This window comes from Streptococcus sanguinis (assembly GCF_020729725.1).
Taxonomy (GTDB): domain Bacteria; phylum Bacillota; class Bacilli; order Lactobacillales; family Streptococcaceae; genus Streptococcus; species Streptococcus sanguinis_V.
The window spans coordinates 329151-346572 of the sequence record NZ_JAJEPA010000021.1 but is presented as its reverse complement, the minus strand read 5'-3'; the positions used below and the strand labels follow the sequence as shown (position 1 = coordinate 346572).

Sequence of the window (17422 nt, the reverse complement as noted above, 5' to 3'; positions counted from 1 at the left end):
TTAAATCTCCCAACTCATTTGATCCGGCGACAGCTTCTCCATATTCATGTCGTCCCTAACAATATGGCCATCTTCTAAGAGCAGTATTCGGTCAGCTGTTCTGGCAATTTCTCGATTATGTGTCGTAAAAAGGATACTAGTTCCATAGCTTTGCTTGATAGCATGCAATAAAACAATAATGTTCTTACTATTTTCGCTGTCCAGAGCGCCTGTCGCCTCATCACAAAACAAAATAGTTGGTTTCTTTATAACAGCTCTGGCAAGGCAGACTCTCTGCTGCTCACCGCCCGACAGCTGATGAGGATATTTGTTCAAAAGCTTCTCAATTCCCAGTAGTGAAGCCAACTCTTCTAAGTCTGCTGCCTCAGCGGCATACTTGCTGCCCAACTGAATATTCTCCTCAACTGTCAGATTAGGAATTAGCATGTAGTGCTGAAAGACCAAACCAATGTCTTCTCTCCTAAACTTGGCCACTGCCGATTTACTCAATTGACCTATCTCCTTTCCTTTATATAAGACCTGTCCTGAACTTGGTTTCAGTAGAGAAGATAGGATATTAAGCATCGTTGACTTTCCTGAGCCGCTGTGACCCAAGATTGCTACAAACTGCCCCTGATCAATTTTTAGATCCGTATTCTGCAGGACATACTCATCCTCATATTTTTTGCTGATTGATTTAGCTTCTAATAGTGTTTCTGTCATAGCACGCTCCTTTTTCTTTGTTTATTATACCATTTTTTATTGAGTAATGTCTCCTATTTTCAGAAAAGCAAACTATAATCAATTCCCACCTTTCTCATTTTTTCAACCACGACTCTGACAAAAGAAATCGAAAAGCACTCAAAAAAGCTCCCTGAAAACAGGAAGCTGATAGTCAGTGAGAATCAAAATTGGAAAGCCTATTCCAGTTAATTTTCCTCAATACTGATGACATGTGTTTCAAATTCTAAATCAGGCATGCACTCTGCTAAATCGTGTCGGATTCGTTCCAAGGCTGCCAGACGCATTTCGACAGAGGTATTGGCATTCCCCTGAATGATGAAAATGGCATCCTTGGTCTCCTCATCAAACTTATAATACTCGCTGTCACGTACATCCAACCAAGCCAAAATGCCTTTGGCATCCCGATAGACATAGTCCGTCTTGGCAACATGCTTCTCCTTGGACAAAATAGGCAGAAAAACATCTTCCTTTTGGCTTACAGTGAATTCTATCTGACCATCAATCTTATCAAAATCATGCCCTCCAATAGCCAGTAGAGAATGCAGGGCTTCGACATTATAAATATCAATAATGCTATTAATATGAGGGAGCGAGCCTCGGTGCTGGATATTGCGAATCAGAGCAGGAACCGTCGGAGGATTTTTCTTGACACTGCGACCTACGCGCTGGAGTATTTCTATATAACCTTGAACCACTGGCGACTCAAACACCTCATCCAAGTCGCAGACCAGAGCCCAGTCTTCCATTTCCTTTTTCTTTTTTAGAAATGAGGAAGACAGTTCTGCCTGCGGATTGACATTCTTGGCAATCCCGATAACAACACTCTTAATGCCTAAATCACCCAGACTCTTATCAATGACAAATTTCATAGCAGCCTTCCTCCATCTTTTCTTTATTAAATTTTATTAATATTCTACACCTTCCGAACTTATATTTCAAGGAATATTAAAAGAAACAAGGGACGAAATCCCTTGCTTCTTTTGGTTGATTTATTCTTCCTCTTCGGTCTCCGTGTCCTCGTCAGAATAGTCGTCATCTTCTTCGTTGAGTTCGACTTCTTCACCTAGATCATCTGGAGCGATTTCGTTGATTTCAGCATCATAAGCTTCCACTTCGTTCTTCTCATCATCTGGATTTTCCTCATCGTATGAGAGAGCAGGATCTGCTTCGTAGCCGTCCTCATCTTCTGGATCGTCATCGCTGTAGTCAATGGCATCCTCGTCGCCATCCATAAAGGCATTGACGCGTTTCTTCTTACGTTTCTTAGGTGCATCGTCCTCATCAGTCTCTTCCAAGGCGATGATTTCTTCATCCACTTCGTCGATAGCATACCATGAACGCAGGCCCCATTTATTATCCCCCAGCGGAATAAAGCTGCCGTCTACATTGAGTTCTGTGTAGAATAAAGGCAGAGCATCACGAATCTCACTGTTTGATTTTTCCAGATAGTTTTGAATTTCATTGACCAGATCATTAAAATACATCTCATGGTCGCGGCCGCGGGCTTCCAAAATGGCACGCGCCACTTCAATCATAGAAAGCTCACTTTTTTCCTGTCCAGCAAATACTTCTAATTCCAAAGTTGATCTCCTTTAAGATTAAGTAAAGGCTTGTCGCCTTCTTGCAATTTTTCGCTACTTTCTATTGTACGATAAATTTCTATTTTCGTCAAAAGAAAATCCAGGAAAAATCACGGAACAAGTACAAAAAGAAACTAGTGCATTTATACACTAGTTTCAAATGATATCGTTTTGAATGATGAAACTTATTTCACTTTCGCAGTGCTTGTAATCACTTCAACAGCTTTCTTGATAGCAATGTCGTGTTTCAGCATGTCTTCTGACAGCAATTGACGAACACGTTCTACTTCCATGTTGTAGTCTGTAGCCAATGAAGTTACTTCTGCTTCGATTTCTTCTGCGCTAGCTTCAAAACCTTCTGCCTTAGCAACAGCTTCTACGACAAGGTTTGTCTTAGTGCGTGACTCAGCATCTGCTTCGTATTGTTTGTGTAGATCTTCCTGAGTAGTTCCAGTGATTTGGAAGTACATGTCAGGTGAGATTCCTTGGCGCTGCATATTACCCAAGAATTCATTAACAGCGCGGTGCACTTCTTCGTGGACCATTTCTGCTGGCAAGTCAACGATTTCCGCGTTTGCTACTGCTTGATCAATAGCTGCTGCTTCTACCGCATCGTTATAAGCTGTTTCCTTAGCTTCAGCCAATTCTTTGCGGTACTTTTCTTTCAGTTCATCAAGAGTTTCTACTTCTTCGTCGATATCTTTTGCAAGTTCATCGTCCAATGCTGGAACTTCTTTTTCTTTAACTTCGTGAATAGTTGTCACAAACTTAGCTTCCTTGCCTGCCAAGTCTTCTGCTTGATAGTCTTCTGGGAAGGTTACGACAACATCCACTGTTTCACCTGCACTGTGGCCAACCAACTGCTCTTCAAATCCTGGGATGAATTGACCGCTGCCCAGTCCAAGTGAGAAGTTATCACCCTTGCCGCCGTCAAATTCAACGCCGTCAACAGAACCAACAAAGTCAATCACAACTGTATCACCGTCTGCTGCTGGACCTTCTTTGAGAACCAACTCAGCCAAGTTGTTGCGCTCACGCTCAATGCGCTCATCTACTTCAGCATCAGTTACTTCTTTAGTAGCTTCAACAGTTACTTCCAAGTCTTTGTAAGCACCCAGCTTAACTTCTGGCTTAGTGACTACTTCAGCTTTGATGACCCAGTCTTGGCCTTTTTCCATAGACTCGACATCAAACTGAGGTTGAGCAACTACTTCGATACCTGCTTCTTTGACAGCCGCTTCGTATGCTTCTGGAAGAAGAGCGTTCAAAGCATCTTGGTAGAGGGCTTCTTCACCAAAACGTTGGTTGAAGATAGCACGTGGAAGGTGACCTTTACGGAAACCTGGTACAGCAATATCTTTTTTTACTGAGTTAAATACACGGTCCAAGGCTGGCTTGATTTTCTCTTGACTGATGCTAAAAGTCAAAAGACCGCGATTTGTTTCTTTGTTTTCAAATGATACAGACATTCTGTCATTTCTCCTTAAAATTTATTGAATACAACCCATTATAGCATAATTAGAGTTTTTTTCAAAATTATTTTTCCTTTTATCCCTTCCTGATTTTATCCTCTATATAGGCCGCTCTGACGCCGCCAATTAGCTTGGGACGGCTGGCTAAAGCCGTGACATGGGCAGCTCCTAGCTGCTTGAGAATCGGTCGGATAGGAATCTGCACATGCTTGACATGCATGCCGATAGCAGTATCGCCAATGTCCAGCCCCGCCTGAGCGACAATAAACTCCACCTCGACAGGATCCTTCATGTATTGGAAAGCAGCTAGCTGACCGCTGCCTCCAGCATGAAGAGTAGGCAGAACATTAACAATCTCCAAATCCTTCTTGTTCGCCAAGGCTCTTTCGACTACGAGGGCGCGATTGAGATGCTCACATCCCTGAACTGCTAGAAAGATACCCTTCTCTTCTAAGATATCCAGTATGGTTTTGACAATGACCTGTCCGACTTCCAGACTGGAACTCTGACCGATATGGCCTCCGACAACCTCACTAGAGGATAGACCCAGAACAAAAATATCTCCCTCGACCAAGGCAGCCTTGTCCAAAACATCTAGAACAATCTGACGAGTTTCTGCTCCAATCTTAGCTAAGTCCATGTCTCACCTCGTTTATTTCACTGCGACTGTCTTTTTCAAACTCTCCGGGAAGGCTTTGTAAAGAGCAAATCCAACTGCTAAACCAAATGCATTCTGCATAAAATTACTTGAGATTTCGGCTAGGGCAGCCCCGACACCATTCATGATACTACCAAAGAGGGCATAGCCACCGACCATAGCTGCTGCGGCCAAGACCAGACCAAGATAGCGACTCTTGCCCTCAAAGCCAGCAAAGAAACCTTGAAGTCCGTGGCAAATCAGGCTGAAAATCATCCACTGGGGATAGCCAGCAATCATATCAATCAAAAATCCTGAAAGGCCTCCGACAATAGCTGCTTCCTTGCGGCCAAAGTAGAAGGCTGTAAAATAAATCCCTGCGTCCAACAAGGTCAAAAATCCTGTCGGAGTTGGGATTTTTAAAAAATTCCCCAAAACCACAGACAGTGCTGTGATGAAAGCTAAGATAACTATTTTTTTAACTTGATTATTTCTCATACTGAACTACCCCATATTGATCTGAGCGCTGAATCGCTCGGTAAACAAAATCTTTAGACAATTGAACTGCTGCAAGCGGAGACTTGCCGAGAAGCAGCTGACTGGCAATGCTGGAAGCAAATGTGCAGCCCGCTCCGGTATTGTTGCTGGCCAGCACTGGCGATTCCATGACCTCAAACTCTCGACCGTCATAGTAAACATCCACTGCCCGCTCCTTGCTCAAGCGATTGCCGCCCTTAATCACCACATGCTTGGCCTCCAAATCATAGAGCTCTTTGGCTGCAGTCTGCATATCCTCCAGACTTTTGATTTCTTTTTGGCTCAATAGCTGAGCTTCTGCCAGATTTGGTGTGATGATACTGACATAAGGGAAAAACTTAATGATTTCTTCTCTCAGTGCACTGACTTCCAAATCATGATTTTCCTTGCAGACCAGAACAGGATCCAGCACTACTGGTATATCCCCATGCTGCTTGACAAAAGCCAAAGCCTGCTCTGCTATTTCCAGATTGGGCAAAAGCCCTATCTTAATAGCAGAAAAAGGAACATCCTTGAGACTGGCCAACTGCTGGGCAAAAACCTCTTCCTCAACTGGGATAACCTCAAATCCCTTATCAGTCATAGTCGTCAGGCAAGTCACAGCTACGAAACCATGCAGACCATTGACCGTATAGGTAGCTAAATCGGCATGCAGTCCGCCGCCGCTGAAAATATCATTGCCCGAAAGGGCTAAAATCAACTTATTCTTCATAACGAATCTCCTTTAGATAAAGGCCGTTTGGACCAGCTGTTGGTCCTGCCAGATGGCGATCCTTCTCCGCTAATATCCTCTGAATCTGCTCCACCGGCATGCGCTTATTGCCAATCTTGAGCAGGGTGCCGACCATATTGCGGATCTGCTTGTAGAGAAAGCCATTGCCCGAAAAAGTAAAGACCAGAAAATTCCGCTCTGCATCATAGCGGACCTTGGCCTCGGTAATGGTCCGAACCTTGTCTTCCACACTGGTCCCCGAAGCCGTAAATCCAGTAAAATCATGCGTCCCCTCTAACTGAGCAATCGCTTCTTCTATCAGACCCAGCTCCAAAGGATATGGATAATGCGTGGCATAATGGCGCATCATAGGATTTTTAGGCCGGCCGATGTCCACCAAAAATTCATAGGTCTTGCTGTGCTTATTGTAGCGAGAATGAAAATCATCCGACACCTGCTCCACCCTGATAAAATCAATATCTTCCGGCGTCTGTGTATCCAAAGCAAAACGCAATTTCTCTTCATCCCGCTCTTCTGGTAAATCAAAATGCAGCACCTGCCCCAGAGCATGGACGCCGCTGTCAGTCCGGCCCGCTCCATGAATCACCACAGGCTGGCCTTTATTGATACGGGTCAGGGTCTTTTCAATCTCTTCCTGAACGCTTCTGGCATGGGGCTGCCGCTGAAAGCCAGCAAAGCCATAACCATCATAGGAAATAATCGCTTTATAACGTGTCATGTGTTTATTTTAGCAGGAAAAAAAGCCCCCAGCAAGCCCTAAAAGCAGGAACTGTCTGGGGACAGTTTTTTATAAAAATACCATATAAGAATTAGGGATAATCTGCACTTTGACTTGCCATTATGCAACAAAACAACCCATCTGAATGAGACTGTCAGTGGCGACACAAACAGAGCAAATTCAAATGGGTTATTTATTGCATATTGCTAAAGGTCATTATTTGCAGTTACACATGTAGCAAATCTGACATTTTGACTTAGGAACCCCAAATGGAGTTTTCATCCATAAAGCTGTTGGTGTTCTTGAGCAACTGCGTAAAGACAGCATACTTGAAGTCCTTGGTTGCGCGTTCATCGATACGAGACTTCTTCAGATCCTTGTCAACTGCTTCTGCAAAGCCAGCTTTCAACTCTTCATAAGTAGTATAGACTTTTTCATTGACAGTCACTGGCTTAATACCTGAGGTTTGTGCTTTATCCACAACTTTTCTGAAGTAAGCTTTCTTGAAGGCTTCCATGGTTTCAAATTCGCCCTCAGAAATTTGCTTGATGATAAAGTTGTCGCTCAAACCAGTCACCCCTTGCTCATTGGCTGTCTTACGGTGTTTATTAGAAGCATAGCTTACAAAGCCTTTTTCATAGCCATAGTAACCCCAGATTCTGAAGGTATTATGCTTGAACATCAAGGCGCCTGGCGCTCCAGTATTGTTTTGGCCGCCGCCATAGATACCCGTCATGAAGTCGATAGCAATGTAACTAGAGTCGTAATCAGCAGGATTATAGGTTCGATTGTCAACCGCACGGTTAGACAGCAAGCCTTGGTCAACCAAGTCATCTACAGATGAGACAGACATATTCGCTTTCTCCTCAGCCGTCAACTCTCTTACGACGTCGTATTGGGTGCGAGGATCTACAACCTTCGGTTCAACCTTCTTGAACCATTTAGCTGCGGCTTCATTTCCTTTAGCCACAACCGCTTGGCCTTCAAGGTAATCCAACAGCATGAGGGTATCATTATAGCCCTTCATATAATGGTCGATGTCTGCTCGGTTCTTGAAGAGACTTGGCGAGCTATTGAAAATGAGACTACCATCATTTGGACGATCAAAGGCCATATTGAGACCCAGAGCACCCCAGCCCGGCTGACCAGGAACAGGCGATTGGAGCAACCCTTGGGCATAGCCTTCTGGTCCGATACCTTGTCGTCTGCCATGTCCGCCCAGGTAAATATAGCCGTCATTGACGTGGGTGAGCTCATGCGTAAAGACGGACACACCGTATTCTGTCAAGAGGTCAAAGGCCTCAAAGTTCACACGAATTGAACCGGCAGCATGGGCACCATAACCGTTTGACTTGTACCAGCCACCAGCTCTGCCCCCAACTAGGTTAAAGAACTCGCGGGATGGTGCATAAGGATTGCCCTTATTATCATTTCCGTTGACATCAATCCAGCCGCGTCCTTCCACATCAAAACCATCCCATACAGCCGTTACATTTTGCTTGACCATTCTGGACTTGATATCATCTGAGAGCAGTTTGTACCAAGTGTCTACGTGATTTCGATGCTGGGTCGCTACTTCCTTGATGCGCGCATTAAATCGTTCATCAGACCATGACCGGCGCTTGTCTCTGTTGACAAAGGCCATCGTGCTATAGTTTGACAGAATGGCTAAGCGCGTATTCTTCAAGGTTAGCAGCGGAAGGATATAGTTACTGAAATATTCAGAGTTGAGGTTATCAAAGACGCGATACTTAGCAGACTTAATCTCCTCGACTTCTGACTGGCGTTCTTCAAACTGAATAAAGCCTCGGGTTGCATCCTTGAACCATGAATCCATATCCGCAAAGTCAGTCAGTAGGCGACGGTTGTAATCCAAGTAAGCCACCAAATCACTAGACTTGGACTCAGCCTTCAACTGACGTGCAAACATATTGACATTGTCTGCCCCTTTCAGTTGATTTTCTGTCGAACGACCAATCTTAATCAAGCGATCCAGCAATGGCACTTTTTCACCAAAGAAGTCTGGTTTGAAGAGCACCAGCTCCTTGAGGTTGTAGTCGCCAAACTTGAGATCGTAATAACGGTTGAGATAGGTCAGACCGAGCATGATAGCGGTCTTGTTCTCTTCGATTTTAGCTTTCAGAGCTTCGTTGGCTGCTGGATTGTCAGCATGGAACCTTGTCCATTCATTGGCCAGGAGCTTACCAAGCATATTCTGCAAGTTAGCTTTCACCTCAGCTAGAGATTCATCCAAGAAGAGGCGCTTCACTTTGTTGACCCTATCATTATCATTAGGAAGACCAACAGAACGATAGACTTCATCACTGTATAGTTCAAAACTCTTCAAGCTCTCAGTCAGCTGAGTCAGTATGTCTTCTTTGACTGCCGTTGAGTGATTTGGAGTATAGACCGTACCAAGCTCTGCAATCTGATATTCTGGCAGAGCCGTCTGTTCAAATCGTGCTTGATTTTGAAGATTGTAGATGGTCTTGCTTCCGTCTGCAAAATGGACTAAGATCTTATCTGCATCCGTTCCGCCAGCAACAAACTGGTTGCCCTTCAGATCTTGAACTGATAGGACTTTCTTAGTCAACAAGTCACCCGCCTTACCAGCATCCACCAGCTTATTGGCTTCATGAATCAAGAACTCTTGGTTGTAGAAAGGCATAAAGCGCTCTAGGTTCTGATAAAGCTGTTCATTTTCTGCCTTGTAACCTGGCTTATCTTGATAAGTACTTGTTCTCAGGATAGCAGCATTTAGCTTCTCAGTTGTTACTTCATTGGCGCTGCTTTGTTCAAGAGCCGTAATCCGATAGCTCTTGACTTTTTGCTCCGCTTCAGCTTCTGTCAAGCGACGGAACTTGGCATCTTTTCCTGTCTTGGTTCCAGAGCTTTGTCCCTGAACACCAAAGAGGTTTTGGAGTTTTTGTCCCATCCAAGCATGGGTAATCTCATTATCTGAGCTAAAGAGCTCTTTTCCGTTCACTACTGTAGCATAGCTGACAGTGTCATTGATAGTTCCATACGGCCAAATGGAAGCAGCGATACCAGCCGCATTTCTTGAGCCCGCATCCTCCAACTTACCTTTGGCAACTGATTGCATCAGCTTGCCCCAATTCCCCCAGCCTGAACCTGAATTGTCAGTGAAGTTTTGAGCGACCAGCATACCTGCATTTTGACCACTCTTGACCCAAATATCTGCTTCGACGTAAGCTCGGCTTACCAAGGACATGGCGTTAGTTCCAGCGATACCGGCTGTAACAGAGTTTCCACCCTTGGACTTAATACGGCCCTTAAAGGAGACATTTTCAACTCGAGATTGGCCTTCTATATTGTTAACCAGACCGGCAATATGGTCTCTTCCTTCCAAGTATCCTTGGACATTGACATTTTCGATTACTCCTTTATTCTTCAAGCGGGCAGCAATTGTCGCAATAGTATCGCCCGCTTGCGAATCTGGATAAACCATATTGACTCGCTTAAAGTCAATATCCTTGACCGTTCCGCCAGTAATCGTATCAAATAAAGGATGAGCTAAGTCTAAAATCGCATGGCGCTCACCATTTTGCCCACCAATCAGCTGGCCTTTGAATTCACCTTGCAGGTAAGATTTGCTGTTGGCTGGTTTGTCAATCAGCTTGGCACTGATACTGCGGCCCAGAATAAAGGTCCCAGAAGGATCTTCCTTGATGCCGTCCAAAAGGTCTTGGAAGTCATAGTAGACATTTCCTTCACGCTTCTTAGCCTTTTCCAGATAGAAATCAAAGCTGTTTTGAAGACCAGTTGCGCTTCTTTGCAGCAAGTCTGGCAGCTGAGCCTGAATCTTGAAGACAGGCTGGTTATCAACGACCACTTCCTCGATAGAGGTAACCGGCAGGACAGTGTCCTTAAATTGGTCTGATGTAAAGTGCAAGTAATATTGGTCCAGATTTGCTGGTTTTTCAGCCAAAGTAGGCATCAATTTTGTCTGGCCATTTTCAACCTTCATCAAGGAGACATTAGTAATCGATTTGAGCTCTACCTTCTTCAGATCAAGCTGGACTGTCTCTTGAGCTAATTCTTGACTTTCCGAGCCATTTCCTAAATTATAGGACAGAGTCGTCTCAATCTTATACGGTGTATAGTAGTCCAAACCACTGAAGCTAGCAGTCAACTGGCCTGCCGTCAAGTTCTGCTCTGCTATCAGCTGGCCATCTTTCTTCAGACGAACATGAGCACTAGTAAAGGCTTGATCCCTGTCCGTCAGCTGGTATTGAATCTGAGCTGATTTCTGCAATTCATCCTTCTTAACCGCTGAAACAGTCAGAGTTGGTGCTGCTTTAAGGGCCAATAAGTCAGCTAAAGCCTGCTTGAGTTGGTTGACACCCGCATCTACTTCATCTTGACTAGACGAAGTTTGATAAACTGTCGCAGCCATATTCTTAATTGCTTGTAGCCGCTGGTAGGATTGATTAGTGTAAACTGCAGGATCTACAGCCGCTGCTAAAGCTAGCTGCTTGCTCAATTCTTCTTTATTGATGCGAGCCTTGCTACCCCGAGTGACCACTGTATCAACTGCTTCATGCAAGATTCTTTCAGTTATTTGCGGCTCTGATATGCGATTACCACCCAAGACTTCATAGCTGGTAACAATTTCTTTTTGTCCTGGAGTTCCATCGACAGTGGTCTCCTCATTAAGATACTTGCTATCATCTGTCTTGTTGACAACTTGAGGTTCTATCTTTTCTAGCTTGATGTCTGTATGCAGACTAGGCTGTTCTGGCTGAACTGTTGACTCACCATTAACGCCACCTGTGTATTCTGGCAAAGCTGGCTCAACTGGAGCCACGTCACTAACTGTAGCTACTGGAGCATCATAGACCGGATTGTCTGCTTGAACTGCCGACTCGCCGTTAACGCCGCCTGTATATTCTGGGAGGGCGGGCTCAACCGGAGCCACGTCACTAACTGTAGCTACTGGAGCATCATAGACCAGATTGTCTGCTTGAACTAGCGATTCGCCATTAACTCCGCCTGTGTATTCTGGGAGGGCGGGCTCGACTGGGGCTGTGTCTCCAACTGTACCAACTGGAGCAGTATAGACTGGAGTTTCCGCTTGAACTAGCGACTCACCGTTCACAGCACCGCTGTACTCTGGCAAGGCAGGTTCTTGTAAACTTTCTCCTTTTGCCGTTTCTATAGGTGGATTTGACGGCTGAGGAGCTGGACTAGGATTTGGAGTTGGAGCTGGAGTTGGAGTTGGAAGATTCCCTATCTGGCCAGAATCACTTTCATCAGGATTCAGCTGATACTGCAACCCTGCCTGAGCAGCTCGATCAATAGAATCAGAATCCACTTTTGCAGCTTCTGATAATTCTGCTTGCGCTTGAGCCTCTTGACCAGCCGGCAGAGAAGTTGTCTTGGTCTCTGTCAAAGTACGCAAATCAGAAGCGGTAAAGTAACCGATATAGTTATAGCCTGCAATAGTCACATCCGCTTCAGAAACTGCTGACGAAACCGCAACTTGACGGTTATAGGAAAGTAATTCCCGATTTTCTAGCGCAAACGCTTGAGGAGACTGTAATACAGTCTGTCCCAAGCTGCCTAGCAAAAGCACTCCTAGTAACTTACCAGATTTCTTTCGTGAGAATACCAAGACAGCCAAAATAGCCGTTCCCGCAAATAAGCTGAGAAGCGGCTGACCGTTATTTCCTGTACTCGGCAAGACAGTTTGCCCATCTTGCTTCCGATAAATCAAGTAATAATTTTCCCCTGTTTGCAGATTTTCAGGCAGACCTTTCTTAATCAGACCTTTTTCCTGCTCTGTTAGCTCTTGCTCTTCAACATAAGTATAGTGAGCAGTCGCACCGCCTCCAACTTCATCCGCAGCAACAGTCGAACTGGACAAAGAGCTCCCAAAAATCAGAGCTGCAATGGCAACTGAGCCCACACCGACAGACAATTTGCGAATCGAATATTTCTGAATTCGCTCCTGCACTTTTTCAAAACGTTTCACTTTATAAATCCCCTTTTTCCTAAAATGTATAAAGTTAATCTCCCATTATCTTCCTAACCAACTCCCCAGCAGGCTAAAAAGATGCGTTTTATACATATAGTATTATCATATATCTTTTAGGAAATTTTTACAATAGATTTTACTTAAAAAAACAATTAATTTTTGTAAAAGTAAATAGAGAAAATCTCTTTACGCTTTTTATTGTGAATTTCTTTTAATTAAAAGGCTGATTAGAGCTGCTCTCTTACTTGACTACATTTGCCAAATGTCCTTCTAGAAAACATAAAAAGAACAGCATTAGGCTGCTCCTTTTTATATGATTACAAATCTTCCAAGGCATCTTTCATTTTGTCGAAGAAGCCTTTTTTCTTAGGATTGACCGAGATATTGCCAGCTTCCGCAAATTCTTTGAGGGCTGCTTTTTGACGGTCGTTGAGGCCAGTCGGCGTCACAACATTGACAGTTACATACTGGTCACCCATGCTTCCACCACGCAGACTCGGTGCTCCCTTACCACGCAGACGGAAACGCTTGCCAGTCTGTGTTCCTTCTGGGATATTCAGCTCAACATCCCCGTGAACAGTTGGAATATCTACACTGTCACCAAGAGCTGCTTGGACAAAGTTGAGATTGAGCTTGTAGTAAATGGTAGAGCCATCTCGCTCAAACTTGTCACTCGGCTCAACTTGGACCACGACATAAAGGTCACCATAAGGACCGCCGTTAAATCCTGCCTCGCCTTGACCAGACAGACGGACCTGCTGACCAGTTTCCACACCAGCAGGGATTTTCACCTTAACGCTGTGAGCCTGTTTTTCATGCCCCGTTCCATGACAGGTTTCACAAGGACTTTTGATTTCTTTTCCTCGGCCGTGACAGACATCACAGGTCACTTGGCGACGCATCATGCCAAGCGGTGTCTGGGTATCAACATTGATGACACCTGAGCCATGACAGCGGCCACAGGTAACAGGACTAGTCCCTGGCTTGGCACCAGACCCAGCACAGGTATGACAGGTCGCTTCACGGTTATACTTGATTTCCTTCTCAGCTCCGAAAATGGCTTCTTCAAAGCGGAGATTTACACGATACTGGAGATCGTCCCCTTGGCGCGGAGCATTAGGATTACGCGAAGCACCCCCACCGAAGAAGCTAGAGAAGATGTCTTCGAAGCCCCCAAAGCCGGAGCCATCAAAACCACCGAAGCCGCCTGCACCGCCGCCAAAGCCACCATTAGCTCCCGCTGCGCCGTATTGATCATAGGCTGCCCGCTTTTGCTCGTCGCTCAGCGTTTCATAAGCCTCTTGGACTTCTTTATATTTGTCCTCCGCCCCAGCTTCTTTATTAATATCGGGGTGGTACTTTTTAGATAATTTCCGATAGGCTCTCTTAATCTCATCCTGAGAAGCATTCTTAGAGACACCTAGACGGTCATAATATTCTGTATTGTTCATGTAAGATACCAAGACCGTAAAATTCGACTGAAAAATAGGAAATCAGGCGACGGAGCGATGCTCCTAGACTGATTTTTCTTTTTTCTGAGAATTTAGGTCGGGTTCAGTTCCTTTCTTTAAATTTTAGAAAATATTGATCAGAGGGTATTTTCAAATTCATGCTTCATTTCAGCAAACTCTTCATCGGACAAAATAAATATAAAGTCCTCTTCTGAATATTCGTTCTGTTCTTTAAAATAGTTGTCAGTATTTTCTGCCAAACCTAGACTAAGAAGCACTTTTCTCGCAAACGCTTGATAGGCAAAGCCAACAGCTGTAATGATGTTCTTATCTTGCAGAACAGCTTGAGCTTTGAAATTTTCACGCGGAAGAAATTCAAAATAGTCAAAAAAGTTTTGCCAAATCCCACCAGTAAATTTAGTGTCCTTCAATAAACCTGCTTTCGCCAATAAAATGGGCGCTGAGGAAATAGTTGCAATTAAAACTTCTTGCTGCTTCAAACTTCTTAGGAAAGAAATCAATTTTTCATCATGCAAAGCAGGGATAATATTTATCATCCCTGGCAAAATGACACAAGAATAGTCTTCGATAACTACTTCATCCAGTGTTCTAGTAGGTTGACAGGCTAATCCATCTTCCGATCTTATAACATTTCTATCTGAACCAGCATAATCAACCTCAACACCAAAAGATAGCGCTAAAGTACTGGTCAGATCAACTACTTCATAAAGTGAAAAATTAGGATAAATTAAACAGAGCACTTTGTTCATAAGCGTCACCCTCTAGTTTACCGAAAAACAGAGGTTGGTTTATCAACCCCTGTGATTGGACTCATTTAACTTAGTACATTTACTAGAATACCTATAGCAATGGGAAATGCCATTAGTTCTAGAAATTTTTGAAGTAAATATTTTGGTTTCATACCCAGTAATGTCTTATCTCCACCTTCTTTAACAGGATAGGCAATAAGAATCAAACTTCCGTAGATAATGACATACCAAAATAACGTTTTCATGATATCTGCTACGTTATCCAAAAATAACTCCTCCTATTTCTCCGTAAACTCACCGTCTACGACATCGTCGCCTGAGTTATCTGCTGCTTGTGCGCCTTCTGCTCCTGCTTGAGCTTGTTGGGCTGCCGCAGCTTGTTCGTAGAGTTTCACAGCAAGTCCTTGAGCTTTTTCGTTAAGAACTTCCAATTTCGCTTTCATGTCGTCCAAGTTATTATCTTCTTGCGCTTTCTTAAGTTCATCAAGAGCAGCTTGGGCAGCGTCACGCTCTGTGTCGAAGCCTTTACCTTCTGTTTCCTTGATAGTCTTTTCAGTCGCAAAGATAGCTTGGTCAACTTCATTACGAAGGTCAACTTCTTCCTTACGTTTCTTATCTGCTTCAGCGTTTGCTTCTGCATCCTTCATCATGCGGTCGATTTCTTCATCAGTCAGGCCGCTGTTAGATTGGATGACAATATGTTGTTCTTTTTGAGTTCCAAGGTCTTTAGCCTTAACAGATACGATACCGTTCTTGTCGATATCAAAGGTTACTTCGATTTGAGGGATTCCACGAGGAGCAGCTGGGATATCTGTCAATTGGAAGCGTCCCAGAGTCTTGTTATCTGCTGCCATTGGACGTTCACCTTGAAGAACATGGATATCAACGGCTGGTTGGTTGTCCGCTGCTGTAGAGAAGACTTGTGATTTAGAAGTTGGAATCGTTGTGTTGCGGTCAATCAGCTTAGTGAAGACGCCACCCATTGTTTCGATACCAAGTGACAATGGTGTTACGTCAAGAAGGACAACATCTTTGACATCACCAGTGATGACACCACCTTGGATAGCAGCACCCATAGCAACTACTTCATCAGGGTTCACTGATTTGTTTGGCTCTTTACCAGTTTCAGCCTTAACAGCTTCTACAACAGCTGGAATACGAGTTGAACCACCAACCAAGATTACTTCGTCGATTTCTGACAAGCTCAAGCCTGCGTCAGAAAGAGCACGGCGAACTGGTTCTTTAGTACGTTCTACCAAGTCACGAGTCAAATCATCGAATTTGGCACGAGTCAGAGTCATTTCCAAGTGGAGAGGTCCAGCGTCTCCAGCTGTGATAAACGGCAAGCTGATTTGAGTAGAAGTTACACCTGAAAGGTCTTTCTTAGCCTTTTCAGCTGCATCTTTCAAACGTTGAAGCGCCATCTTGTCATTTGACAAATCGATGCCATTTTCTTTCTTGAACTCAGCTACCATGTGGTCGATAATCTTTTGGTCAAAGTCATCACCACCGAGTTTGTTGTCACCAGCAGTTGCCAGTACATCAAATACACCATCACCTAACTCAAGAATTGAAACGTCGAAGGTACCACCACCCAAGTCAAAGACCAAGATTTTTTCTTCTTTATCTTGTTTATCAAGACCGTAAGCAAGCGCTGCTGCAGTTGGTTCGTTGACGATACGTTCTACTTCAAGACCAGCAATTTTACCAGCGTCTTTAGTCGCTTGACGTTGTGCATCGTTAAAGTAAGCTGGTACTGTGATAACTGCTTTGCTTACTTTTTCACCGAGGTATTCTTCTGCATAGCCTTTCAAGTATTGCAGAATCATAGCTGAGATTTCTTGCGGAGTATATTCTTTGCCGTTAGCAGCTACTTTTTCAGATGTTCCCATTTTTGACTTGATGGAAATGATTGTATCTGGATTTGTTACTGCTTGACGTTTTGCCGCATCACCAACGATGATTTCACCATTTTTGAATGACACTACAGATGGTGTTGTACGATTTCCTTCTGGGTTTGCAATGATTTTGCTTTCAGTTCCTTCAAGAACTGCAACTGCTGAGTTTGTTGTACCTAAGTCAATACCAATAATTTTAGACATGTTTTTACCTCTTTTTACTTTAATTTTATTTTCAATACTCTTTGGTTCGCTTCACTCGTTAGAAGCAAAGCTGAACGAATGTTTTCTTACTTCATAGTTTATTGTCTTTCCGGACAAGATTTTTCAAGTTTTCTAGCCTAGTTATAGACCACTACCATTGCTGGGCGCAGGATACGGTCATGAAGTTTGTAGCCTTTTTGGAAGACCTGCGCGATAGTGTCAGCTGGGTGCTCATCGTCAGCTGGAACTGTTTGAATAGCCATGTGATAGTTATGGTCAAAAGCTCCGTCAGCTGGGATTTCTTCGATACCCTCTTCTTTGAGAGCATGAATCAAGCTTTCCTGCACCATTTCCAGTCCTTTTTTGACATCATCTGTCAGACCTTCAACGGCAAGTGCACGCTCCAGATTATCTATCGAAGGCAAGATAGCTTTTGCCAGATCCTGACTGCGATATCTTTGCAGTTGCTGGCGTTCTTCATTTGCACGGCGCTGGATGTTCTGCATTTCTGCATGAGCGCGGAGATATTTGTTTTCAAAATCTTCTGCTCGCTCATTAGCTAGTTCTAATTCTGATTTTTCAGGGCTTGCTGATTCAGCTTGCTCAGCTGTTTCTACAGCTTCCTCTTTTACTTCTACATCTTCTGGATGTTCTTCTTGTTTATGTTTTGCCACAAGGCACCTCCTTTTTAGGAATATTTA

At 44.0% G+C, this 17422-nt stretch carries 14 protein-coding genes; all 14 read right to left on the bottom strand.

Translation table 11 applies throughout. The annotated features are described in order from the left end of the window. The 14 genes from K4I03_RS11855 to grpE all read right to left on the bottom strand — a co-directional run bounded on the left by K4I03_RS11855 (position 1) and on the right by grpE (position 17395). Positions 1 to 702 carry an ABC transporter ATP-binding protein gene (locus K4I03_RS11855; RefSeq protein WP_227965502.1) on the bottom strand — a complete coding sequence of 234 codons (702 nt, stop codon included), beginning with the start codon at positions 700 to 702 and terminating at the stop codon, positions 1 to 3. 206 nt (positions 703 to 908) lie between these two features. Next, positions 909 to 1592: a B3/B4 domain-containing protein gene (locus K4I03_RS11850; RefSeq protein ID WP_227965500.1), complete on the bottom strand. Its 684-nt coding sequence runs from the start codon at positions 1590 to 1592 to the stop codon at positions 909 to 911. 120 nt (positions 1593 to 1712) lie between these two features. Beyond that, a complete protein-coding gene (rpoE, locus tag K4I03_RS11845) occupies positions 1713 to 2303 on the bottom strand; it encodes a DNA-directed RNA polymerase subunit delta (protein ID WP_002898937.1) in 591 nt (196 codons plus the stop codon). Between the two features lie 185 nt (positions 2304 to 2488). Then, complete coding sequence (tig, locus tag K4I03_RS11840; protein WP_227965499.1) at positions 2489 to 3772, bottom strand: trigger factor; 1284 nt, start codon at positions 3770 to 3772, stop codon at positions 2489 to 2491. A gap of 79 nt (positions 3773 to 3851) precedes the next feature. Then, complete coding sequence (locus tag K4I03_RS11835; protein ID WP_101771959.1) at positions 3852 to 4415, bottom strand: TIGR01440 family protein; 564 nt, start codon at positions 4413 to 4415, stop codon at positions 3852 to 3854. A gap of 12 nt (positions 4416 to 4427) precedes the next feature. Further along, a complete protein-coding gene (locus K4I03_RS11830; protein ID WP_125408189.1) occupies positions 4428 to 4910 on the bottom strand; it encodes an ECF transporter S component in 483 nt (160 codons plus the stop codon). Next, entirely contained in the window at positions 4900 to 5661 is a 762-nt protein-coding gene (locus K4I03_RS11825; protein ID WP_227965498.1) for a bifunctional hydroxymethylpyrimidine kinase/phosphomethylpyrimidine kinase, read from the bottom strand. The genes K4I03_RS11830 and K4I03_RS11825 overlap by 11 nt, the downstream gene beginning before the upstream one ends. Next, entirely contained in the window at positions 5651 to 6400 is a 750-nt protein-coding gene (gene truA / locus K4I03_RS11820) for a tRNA pseudouridine(38-40) synthase TruA (protein ID WP_002908748.1), read from the bottom strand. Before truA ends, K4I03_RS11825 begins: the two co-directional genes overlap by 11 nt. Before the next feature lie 256 nt (positions 6401 to 6656). Beyond that, on the bottom strand, positions 6657 to 12395 hold the full coding sequence (locus K4I03_RS11815) for a ZmpA/ZmpB/ZmpC family metallo-endopeptidase (protein WP_227965497.1): 5739 nt from the start codon (positions 12393 to 12395) through the stop codon (positions 6657 to 6659). 320 nt (positions 12396 to 12715) lie between these two features. After that, a complete protein-coding gene (gene dnaJ / locus K4I03_RS11810) occupies positions 12716 to 13849 on the bottom strand; it encodes a molecular chaperone DnaJ (protein ID WP_002893708.1) in 1134 nt (377 codons plus the stop codon). 137 nt (positions 13850 to 13986) lie between these two features. After that, positions 13987 to 14619: a DJ-1/PfpI family protein gene (locus K4I03_RS11805; protein ID WP_227965496.1), complete on the bottom strand. Its 633-nt coding sequence runs from the start codon at positions 14617 to 14619 to the stop codon at positions 13987 to 13989. 65 nt (positions 14620 to 14684) lie between these two features. After that, positions 14685 to 14885: a hypothetical protein gene (locus tag K4I03_RS11800; protein ID WP_023917214.1), complete on the bottom strand. Its 201-nt coding sequence runs from the start codon at positions 14883 to 14885 to the stop codon at positions 14685 to 14687. A gap of 12 nt (positions 14886 to 14897) precedes the next feature. Next, a complete protein-coding gene (gene dnaK / locus K4I03_RS11795; RefSeq protein ID WP_227965495.1) occupies positions 14898 to 16721 on the bottom strand; it encodes a molecular chaperone DnaK in 1824 nt (607 codons plus the stop codon). Positions 16722 to 16858: 137 nt separating this feature from the next. Further along, a complete protein-coding gene (grpE, locus tag K4I03_RS11790; protein ID WP_002905347.1) occupies positions 16859 to 17395 on the bottom strand; it encodes a nucleotide exchange factor GrpE in 537 nt (178 codons plus the stop codon). Between the last annotated feature and the right edge of the window lie 27 nt (positions 17396 to 17422).